General features: G+C 55.6%; 16 protein-coding genes. All 16 read left to right on the top strand.

Annotated features, from left to right (window positions below; all coding sequences use genetic code 11):
* Window positions 1–29: 29 nt before the first annotated feature.
* Window positions 30–428: a 30S ribosomal protein S8 gene (gene rpsH / locus SMC1_RS10585; RefSeq protein WP_119087504.1), complete on the top strand. Its 399-nt coding sequence runs from the start codon at window positions 30–32 to the stop codon at window positions 426–428.
* 10 nt (window positions 429–438) lie between these two features.
* Window positions 439–987 carry a 50S ribosomal protein L6 gene (gene rplF / locus SMC1_RS05685; protein ID WP_119085819.1) on the top strand — a complete coding sequence of 183 codons (549 nt, stop codon included), beginning with the start codon at window positions 439–441 and terminating at the stop codon, window positions 985–987.
* 8 nt (window positions 988–995) lie between these two features.
* Window positions 996–1364, top strand: a complete 369-nt coding sequence (gene rplR / locus SMC1_RS05680; protein WP_119085818.1) for a 50S ribosomal protein L18 — start codon at window positions 996–998, stop codon at window positions 1362–1364.
* 9 nt (window positions 1365–1373) lie between these two features.
* Entirely contained in the window at window positions 1374–1895 is a 522-nt protein-coding gene (rpsE, locus tag SMC1_RS05675) for a 30S ribosomal protein S5 (RefSeq protein WP_119085817.1), read from the top strand.
* Window positions 1892–2311: a 50S ribosomal protein L15 gene (rplO, locus tag SMC1_RS05670; protein ID WP_119085816.1), complete on the top strand. Its 420-nt coding sequence runs from the start codon at window positions 1892–1894 to the stop codon at window positions 2309–2311. The genes rpsE and rplO overlap by 4 nt, the downstream gene beginning before the upstream one ends.
* Window positions 2311–3576 carry a preprotein translocase subunit SecY gene (gene secY, locus SMC1_RS05665; protein WP_119085815.1) on the top strand — a complete coding sequence of 422 codons (1266 nt, stop codon included), beginning with the start codon at window positions 2311–2313 and terminating at the stop codon, window positions 3574–3576. The genes rplO and secY overlap by 1 nt, the downstream gene beginning before the upstream one ends.
* Window positions 3576–4238, top strand: coding sequence for an adenylate kinase family protein (locus SMC1_RS05660; RefSeq protein ID WP_119085814.1), 663 nt, complete (start codon window positions 3576–3578; stop codon window positions 4236–4238). Before secY ends, SMC1_RS05660 begins: the two co-directional genes overlap by 1 nt.
* On the top strand, window positions 4225–4971 hold the full coding sequence (map, locus tag SMC1_RS05655; RefSeq protein WP_207799321.1) for a type I methionyl aminopeptidase: 747 nt from the start codon (window positions 4225–4227) through the stop codon (window positions 4969–4971). Before SMC1_RS05660 ends, map begins: the two co-directional genes overlap by 14 nt.
* Complete coding sequence (gene infA / locus SMC1_RS05650) at window positions 4968–5183, top strand: translation initiation factor IF-1 (protein WP_119085812.1); 216 nt, start codon at window positions 4968–4970, stop codon at window positions 5181–5183. The genes map and infA overlap by 4 nt, the downstream gene beginning before the upstream one ends.
* Before the next feature lie 30 nt (window positions 5184–5213).
* Window positions 5214–5330, top strand: a complete 117-nt coding sequence (rpmJ, locus tag SMC1_RS05645; RefSeq protein WP_119085811.1) for a 50S ribosomal protein L36 — start codon at window positions 5214–5216, stop codon at window positions 5328–5330.
* Between the two features lie 10 nt (window positions 5331–5340).
* Window positions 5341–5715 carry a 30S ribosomal protein S13 gene (gene rpsM, locus SMC1_RS05640; RefSeq protein WP_119085810.1) on the top strand — a complete coding sequence of 125 codons (375 nt, stop codon included), beginning with the start codon at window positions 5341–5343 and terminating at the stop codon, window positions 5713–5715.
* A 14-nt stretch (window positions 5716–5729) separates the two neighbouring features.
* Window positions 5730–6125 (top strand): 30S ribosomal protein S11, encoded by a 396-nt coding sequence (gene rpsK, locus SMC1_RS05635; protein WP_119085809.1) that lies wholly within the window; start codon window positions 5730–5732, stop codon window positions 6123–6125.
* Window positions 6126–6134: 9 nt separating this feature from the next.
* Window positions 6135–6764 (top strand): 30S ribosomal protein S4, encoded by a 630-nt coding sequence (gene rpsD / locus SMC1_RS05630; RefSeq protein ID WP_119085808.1) that lies wholly within the window; start codon window positions 6135–6137, stop codon window positions 6762–6764.
* 9 nt (window positions 6765–6773) lie between these two features.
* Window positions 6774–7709 (top strand): hypothetical protein, encoded by a 936-nt coding sequence (locus tag SMC1_RS05625; RefSeq protein ID WP_119085807.1) that lies wholly within the window; start codon window positions 6774–6776, stop codon window positions 7707–7709.
* Between the two features lie 48 nt (window positions 7710–7757).
* On the top strand, window positions 7758–8114 hold the full coding sequence (gene rplQ, locus SMC1_RS05620) for a 50S ribosomal protein L17 (protein WP_119085806.1): 357 nt from the start codon (window positions 7758–7760) through the stop codon (window positions 8112–8114).
* Window positions 8115–8557: ATP-binding cassette domain-containing protein (locus SMC1_RS05615; protein WP_119085834.1), on the top strand; the 443-nt coding region annotated here is incomplete at its 3' end.

Raw genomic sequence — 8557 nt, 5'->3', positions numbered from 1 at the left:
CAAGAAGGCTAGCTGGTAGAGGAGGAAACATGTCCAGAGTTGACGCACTTTCGGATTTCTTGACCAGGGTGAGGAATGCAAACCTGGTCTTCCACGACTCTACTATTGCCCCGTATTCTGAGATGAACAGTGCACTCGCGCTGATTCTCAAGAAGCAGGGCTATGTGGGCGGTGTTTCGGAGATTATCCGCGACAACCGCAAGTACTTGAAGCTCGATCTCAAGTACACAAAAACTCGTGGTCGTTACATTACCGGCCTGAAGCGCATCAGTCTTCCAGGTCGCCGCATCTATGTGAAGAAGGATGCAGTGCCGCGCGTTCTCATGGGCGCCGGTATGGCAATCATCTCCACCCCGCAGGGGTTGATGACCGACGTGCAGGCTCGCAAGGAAGGGCTTGGCGGCGAGGTCATCTGCTTCGTCTGGTAAGGGGGACTGTATGTCGAGAATAGGCAAGAGACTCACTACGATTCCGGCTGGCGTCACTGTGACTCAGGCGGATCGTATGTTGACCGTCACGGGACCTCGCGGTTCCCTGACGCTCGAGGTTCCTGAGCACATTGACTACACCGTCGAGGGAGATCAGGTTCGGTTCGTCCTCGATCCTGCTTTTCAAGAGGCCCTCAATGTCATGCACGGCACGACGTCGGCGCGTTTCTCAGGCATTGTCAAAGGCGTCACCGAGGGTTTCGTCAAGCGTCTCGAAATTGTTGGCGTCGGCTACAGGGCTGCCGTCGATGCAGTTAACCTGACTCTGTTTGTCGGGTACTCGCATCCCGTGCCCATGAAGATTCCTGAGGGCATCAAAGTCCAAGTGACCGACAACGTCAAGATTGCGATGACCGGTGCCGATGCCGTGGGACTAGGACAGTTCGCACAGAATGTTCGCAAAGTGCGTGTACCTGATCACTACAAGGGCAAGGGTATCCGGTATGCTGGCGAAAAAGTCAGGATCAAGGCTGGCAAGAAGGCCTTGTCTGGTGCGTAGGGGGAACAATGATTAGCAGACACGATAGAGAAGAAGCTCGCGAGAGGCGGCATGACCGGATTCGCAAGAAGCTGGCAGGAACCGCAGAGCGACCAAGACTTGCCGTCTTCGTCAGTCTGAAGCATGTGTATGCTCAGCTTGTCGATGACGACAAGGGTATTACCCTTGCTGCCGCGTCGAACCTTAAGCGCAAGGCGGACGGCCAGGTAGTGGCGGCCAACAATACGGTCGCTTGCCAGATGGTTGGCAAGGAGATAGCCGACAAGGCGCTCCAGATGGGTGTCAAGACAGTAGCCTTCGACCGGGGTGGGCATTCCTACCATGGTCGCATCAAGGCGCTTGCCGAAGCCGCGCGCGCTGCGGGACTGGAATTCTAGGAGGAAGCTGTGGCAAGACGTTCGTTTGAACCCAAAGAATACGAAGAATCGGTCATCAGCATCGACCGCGTAACAAAGGTCGTCAAAGGTGGAAAGAAGATGAAGTTCAGGGTCCTTGTCGTCGTCGGTAACAAGAAGGGCAAGGTCGGCATCGGCATCGGCAAGGCCATCGAAATCCCATTGGCGATCCAGAAGGGAATCACGGCTGCCAAGCGCAACCTTGTTACCTTCACGCTGAAGGGTACGACGCTGCCATTCTCGACGAAGACTCGTACGGACGCAGGCTGGGTATATCTTCAGCCCGCCGTTACTGGTACTGGTATTGTCGCCGGCGGCGTAGTTCGCCAGATCATGGAGAAGGTCGGAGTCCAGGATGTTCTCACGAAGTCCCTCGGCAGCTCGAATTCCATTTCTCTTGCTGCAGCTACCATCGACGGACTGCGCGACATCGAGCAGATGACTTTGATGCGCAACCTGCGTCGGCAGGACCGTATCAATGCCGAGCCGCGTGCTACGGAGGCTCGTCAATGAAACTCAACGAGATGGTGAGACCGGAAGGTTTCATCGACAGTCCGAAAGTCATCGGCCGCGGAGCCGGGAGCGGCAAAGGCAAACAGTGCGGTTATGGCCGCAAGGGTGCCAAAGCTCGGTCTGGGCGCAGCAAGCGCGTTGGATTCGAGGGTGGACAGACTCCACTCTATCGCCGACTTCCGAAGAAGAAGGGATTCAGGCCTCACGTCCGGACAGTGTATGTGGCCGTCAATATCGGCGCACTCGAGGGATACGAGGGCGAAATGCCCCTTGATCTGAACGCATTTTACAACGCTCCGGTGAAGGTACTCGGAGATGGTGAACTGACAACAAAGGTTCAGGTGCAGGCGTCGGGGTTCTCGGCTACGGCTCGTGAGAAGATCGAGAAGGCCGGCGGCACCTGCGAGGTCGTCTGATGTTCGAGACACTGAGGAGAGCTTTCAGGCTTCCAGAGCTGCGTAACAGGATTTTGTTCACGCTCATGATGTTTGTCGTTATCAGGCTCGGGACGTATATCCCGGTGCCTGGTATCGACCGTGCGGCCGTGGCGCAGCTGGTTGGCAAGGGAGGTTTTCTGGGTCTCCTTGACCTGTTCTCAGGCGGTGGCATTGCGAACTTCGCCATTTTCTCGCTGAGCGTCCTTCCGTACATCAATGCCTCCATCATCATTGAACTTCTCGGCTCGGTTATCCCGGCGCTCGAGGAGCTCCGCAAGGAAGGCGGCAAGGAAGGTCAGCGGAAGATTGCGAAGTATACCCGCTATCTCACTCTTGGATTGGCGGTCATCGAGTCGTTTGGTGTCGTGGCCATCTTCCAGAAGTATCTCTCGAGCACGGGATTCTTCGTGAAACTCCTGATCGTTCTGAGTCTTACAGCCGGGGCTTACATCGTGCTGTGGCTTGGAGAAATCATGACCGAGCGAGGGATTGGTAACGGTGTGTCGCTCATTATCTTCGCAGGTATTGTGAGCCGCATTCCCGTTGGTGTGGCACAGGCCTTCAGCCTGACCCAGGCCAAGTCACTCAGTGTTCTCGGCCTCATCGGCGGTATCCTGGGTGCAATCGTGCTGCTCCTTCTGGTCCTGTTCGCTTATGAAGGCGAACGCAAGGTTCCAGTGCAGTACGCGAAGCGTATCGTCGGCCGCAAGGTCTACGGTGGTCAGTCTACGTATATCCCTCTGAAACTTGTGCAGGCAGGCGTGCTCCCTATTATCTTCGCTTCGACCGTTTTGATGTTCCCTGCGACCGTGTCGCAGTTCTGGTCGACATCCTGGTTCTATGTTAATATTGCACAGCCCTTGACAAGTTCGAGCACGCTGGCGCACAATGTTGTTTTCTTCTTCCTCATTATCTTCTTCACATACTTCTATACAGAGATTACCTACGATCCCACCAAGATTGCGGATGATCTCAAGAAATACGGGGGCTATGTGCCTGGTGTTCGCCCCGGCGAGGCAACAGCACAGTACATCAAGAATGTACTTGATCGGATTGTCCTGCCGACTGCGATTTTCCTTGCGTTCCTCGCCATCGTGCCAAACATCGCGATGCGGAACCAGCAGATTTCGGCTTTTGCCTTTGGCGGCACCTCGCTGCTTATCATCATCGGCGTAGCACTGGAGACCGTGCAGGAGATCGAAGCATACATGATGATGCGTCACTACAAGGGGTTCATGAAATAATGGCGCAGCACCCGCGTATTATCCTTTTGGGACTACCGGGCTCGGGAAAGGGCACTCAAGGTGCGCTTATCGCGCAAACCTGGAGAGTGCCCACCTTCTCGAGTGGTGAGTACTTCCGGAATCTTCGGCGGGAGGGCAAGCTGCCTACCGAGGTTGCGGCCAAGATCAATGCTGGGGGTCTTGTGAGCGACGAGGATGTCAACATGATTGTCGTCGAATCGTTTCTGTCGACCCAGGAGGCGCAAGCAGGCTTTGTTCTGGACGGGTACCCGAGGACTGTCGCTCAAGCCGCATTTCTCGACGAGTATCTGACAAAGCAAAACCTTAGCTTGACCGCAGCCGTATACGTTGACCTGCCGGTCGAGACAGCGTTCCGCCGCATATCGGGACGGCGCGTCTGCTCTTCCGACGGCAGTGTGTACAACGTGTACTATTCGCAGCCAGAGAGGGAGGGACTCTGTAACCTCTGTGGCGCACCCCTCATCCAGCGGGAAGACGACCGCGAGGAAAGTGTCAGGACAAGGATGAGTACGTACGAAGCGGTGACGAAGACTCTGACCGTCTACTACGACGATCAGGGGAAGCTCATCACTGTTGATGGAGCCAGTGATCCGGGTGTTGTTTTTGCCAGGATACAGGGGGCTCTTGGTGATCCGGCTTAAGTCTGCTTCGGACATCGAGCACCTGCGTGTTTCCGGGGGCAAGCTCGGTGAGGTGTTGCGCCAGATAGGAGAGATGGTTTCTCCCGGCGTGACGACTCGGGAACTGGACCACGCGGCAGAAATTCGCATCCGTGAGCTCGGAGCAAAGCCGGCATTTCTGCACTACAGCGGCTATCCGGCAACGCTCTGTGTCTCCATCAACGAGCAGGTCATCCATGGCATTCCGGGGCATCGCGTTCTGAATTCAGGAGACGTCGTTTCGCTGGATCTCGGCCTCATCTATGAAGGATACTATGCAGACTCGGCCATTACTGTTGCGTGTGGGCCGGTTGCACCCCGAGACAAGGAGCTTATCGAGACGACCCGAAGGAGCCTGTACGCCGGCATCGACGCCGTGCATGTGGGAGCTCGTCTGGGAGACATCGGCCACGCAGTTCAACAGGTGGCTGAGGCCCAGGGTATGAGTGTCGTGCGCGACTATGTCGGTCATGGTGTGGGAAAGGAGCTTCATGAAGATCCCGAGGTTCCCAACTACGGCAGAGCCGGTACAGGAATTACTCTTAAGGAGGGACTGGTGATCGCGATCGAACCCATGGTCAACGCTGGCAGCAGCGCTGTCCGCGTTCTGAACGATGATTGGACGGTTGTTACTGTTGACGGGCAAAAGAGTGCTCATTTCGAGCATACGATAGCCGTCACGGCCCAGGGCCCTGTCATCCTGACACAGTTATGAACAAGAAAGAAGTCATAGAGACAGAGGGCGTCATAGTGGAAACGCTCCCAGGGACGATGTTCCGCGTGAAACTGGGCAACGGGAAGATTGTGCTGGCTCACATCAGCGGAAAGATGAGGCTTAACTTCATCAAGATCCTGCCGGGAGATAAGGTAAGGCTTGAGATAACACCCTATGACCTCTCGAAGGCACGTATCACCTATCGACTGTAGTTGTTGAAGAGTTGAAAGGAGTAGCGACCTATGAAAGTGAGACCGTCTGTAAAGAAGATCTGTGCTAAGTGCAAGATTGTGAAGCGCAACGGTACGATCATGGTGATCTGCGAGAACCCGAAGCACAAGCAGCGCCAGGGTAAGTAAAGGAGGAATAGTGGCTCGTATTAGTGGTATCGATCTTGCTGCCGGGAAAAAGGTCGGGATTGCCCTGACCTACATCTACGGTATCGGCAAGTCAAACTATAAGATGATCTGCAGTGTTGCAGGAGTGTCTGAGGACAAGAAGGTCAAGGATCTGACGGAGAGCGAGATTCTCGCAATCCAGAAGGCCATCAATGACAAACTCGTCGTCGAGGGCGATCTTCGCCGAGAAGTCTCAACCAACATCCGCAGGCTCATGGAGATCAACTGCTATCGTGGCGTCCGTCACAAGAGAGGACTACCCGTTCGCGGTCAACGCACCAGGACGAATGCCCGCACGCGCAAGGGACCGAAGAAAACCGTCGGTTCCAAGGCATCCAAGGTATAGGCAAAGGGGATCGTATGGCAGACATCAAGAAGAAAGTAGTGAAGCGCAAGAAAGAGAAACGGGTAGTTGGCGAGGGGAAGGCGTATGTCTTTTCGTCGTTCAACAACACGCTTGTAACGATCACCGACGCCCAGGGCGACACTGTATGCTGGGGCTCGTCTGGAAGCAGCGGTTTCAAGGGTTCCAAGAAGGGGACCCCATTTGCTGCCCAGGTTGCCGCACAGAAAGCAGCAGAGAAGGCTATCGCCATGGGAATGTCCAGAGTAAACGTGTTCGTGAAGGGCGCTGGTTCGGGTCGTGAGATCGCTGTCCGTGCTCTGCAGTCTGCTGGCCTCAACGTTTCGTCCATCAAGGACGTTACGCCCATCCCGCATAACGGGTGTAGGCCGCGCAAGATCAGAAGGGTATAGGAGGCGACTATGTCCAGATATATTGATGCGTCATGCCGGAAGTGCCGTGCATTGAATACGAAACTATTCCTCAAGGGCTCTCGCTGCTCCAGCGGCAAGTGCGCGATCGAGCGCGGCAAGATGGGGCCGGGTCAGCATGGAGTCGACCAGAAGTTCCGCAAGGACAGCGACTACGAGCTTCACCTCAAGGAGAAGCAACGCCTTCGCCTTGCCTACGGTCTGGTAGAGCGCCAGTTCAGGGGCTATTTCGCTCTCGCGAACTCCCAGAAGGCGATTCCAACAGGTGGCAAGCTGCTGGAGCTTCTCGAGCGGCGTCTTGATAACGTTGTTTTCCGGATGGGGATCCAGCCGGGTCGCAAGTCGGCTCGCCAGATGGTATGCCACGGCAACGTGTTCGTCAACGGACACCGCGTCGATATTCCCTCGTACCAGGTCAGAGTGGGAGATATTGTGACTCTGACCGATACCGGAAAGTCCATGATCAGTGTGCAGGAGTCGGTGGCTAGCAAGCCGGCCACTCCGCAGTGGCTTTCGTTCAGCCCTGACAAGTTCGAGGGCACTGTGCTCACGATTCCGACGGCTGAACAGATTGGAGTTCCCATCAATACCCGTCTTGTCATCGAGTACTACTCGAAGTAGGAGCCTGCCATGATAGAAGGGCTTGAAGGTATCAGACTGACATCTGCTGAAGAGACCGCCGAGTATGGCAAGTTCGTCTTCGAGCCATTGCAGCATGGATATGGAACCACGATGGGTAATGCACTTCGCCGCGCTCTCCTGTCTTCCATTCCCGGGAGTGCCCCAGTGGCAATCAAGGTAAACGGTGCACTTCACGAGTTCACGTCACTGCCCGGCATCAAGGAAGATCTTCAGGAGCTCATCTTCAACATCAGAAACCTCCAGGTCTCCATTATCGATGGCAGCGAAGCGACCCTTTCTCTCAAGCGACAGGGGAGAGGCGTGGTGAAGGCCGAGGACTTCGAGAAGAACTCACTGGTGAGAATCTTTAACCCAGAGCTGAAGATCGCAGAGCTCTCCGCAGATGACAGCGTCATCGATCTTCAGGTGCTGTTGCGCACCGGCGTAGGGTATGTCAGCAACGAGGAGAACCATGAGTTGCTGAGCGGGACGGTCGACACTATTGCGCTCGACAGCATCTACTCTCCTGTACGGACAGCCAATTTCACTGTCGAACCCGTAAGAATCAAGCAGAAGGCTGACTATGAGCGCCTGATCATCGAGATTACCCATTTTCCGACAACCAGAGCCCGCGATGCGCTTGAAGAAGCTCTTCACATCGTGGATCGTCACGCGCAACAGTTGCTTATGTGTTTGACGACGCAGGGTTCTATGGACAGTGCTTCGGAGGCAACGACGTCGAACGAAAACGTGATGTCGAAGAGCCTGGAGACCGTGGAGGGTGTCAAGAGCCGCTGGGCAAAGGTTCTCAAGGATGCGGGTGTCGAGACTGTGGCTGACTATCTAGAGCATCGTGGAGAGAGTGTCCTCGGTTTCGGAGAGGCCGGTCGCAAGAGCGTTGACGAAGCCCTCAGAGATGTCGGCATCAGCGTCCCAGAAGATTAGCGCGCAACCGATGGTAAGCGCGAACGTGACGAGAGGAGTATTCTTGCTATGAGACATGGAAGAAAGCTGAAAAAGCTTGGCGTATACAGCGGCTTGCGCAGCATGATGTTGCGCAATCTCTCGACCTCATTGATCGAGAAAGGTCGCATTGAGACAACAGTTACTCGTGCAAAGTCAGTAAAGCGTGTGGTGGAGAAACTCATCACGACTGCAAAGGTCGACGATCTGACGACGCGGCGCAAGCTGCACGCCTACCTTCTGACGCCGGAAGCGGTCGACGAAGCCTTCAAGCTGACTAAGGATCGCTACATCATGCGCCCGGGTGGCTATCTGCGTATCATCAAAGCCGGGTATCGGAAGGGCGACGCAGCGAACATGGCGGTTCTGGAGTTTGTAGAGAAGTAGATGATTCGCCTCGACAAGGTCTCGTATCAAATCGAGACCTCCGCGGGGGCTGTCCAGGTCCTTCGTGACATAGACCTGGAGTTGCCAGATGGCTCAATCTCCGCGATTGTCGGTCCCAACGGGTCCGGCAAGAGTACGCTAGCCCGCCTTGTCAGCGGGCTTTTGCGTCCGACGTCCGGCAGTGTGCATCTGCTGCCGGGCGTCGACACCCAAACGGTCATGGATGTGCGTCCAGGGCTTGACGTCGGCCTCGTGTTCCAGAATCCGGATAACCAGCTGGTGGCGACGACTGTGGAGGACGATATCGCTTTTGGACTCGAGAACCTCGAGCTTCCCCATGCCGAAATGGTACAGCGCGTTGGGGATGCATTGCACCTCCTTGGCCTGGAACAGTTCCGCGATTACCCCCCTCACCGTCTTTCCGGCGGGCAGAAGCAGAAAGT

Origin of the sequence: Candidatus Cryosericum septentrionale, from assembly GCF_003570995.1 — a bacterium.
Lineage (GTDB): Bacteria > Caldisericota > Caldisericia > Cryosericales > Cryosericaceae > Cryosericum > Cryosericum septentrionale.
This window is presented reverse-complemented; position numbering and strand designations above follow the sequence as displayed.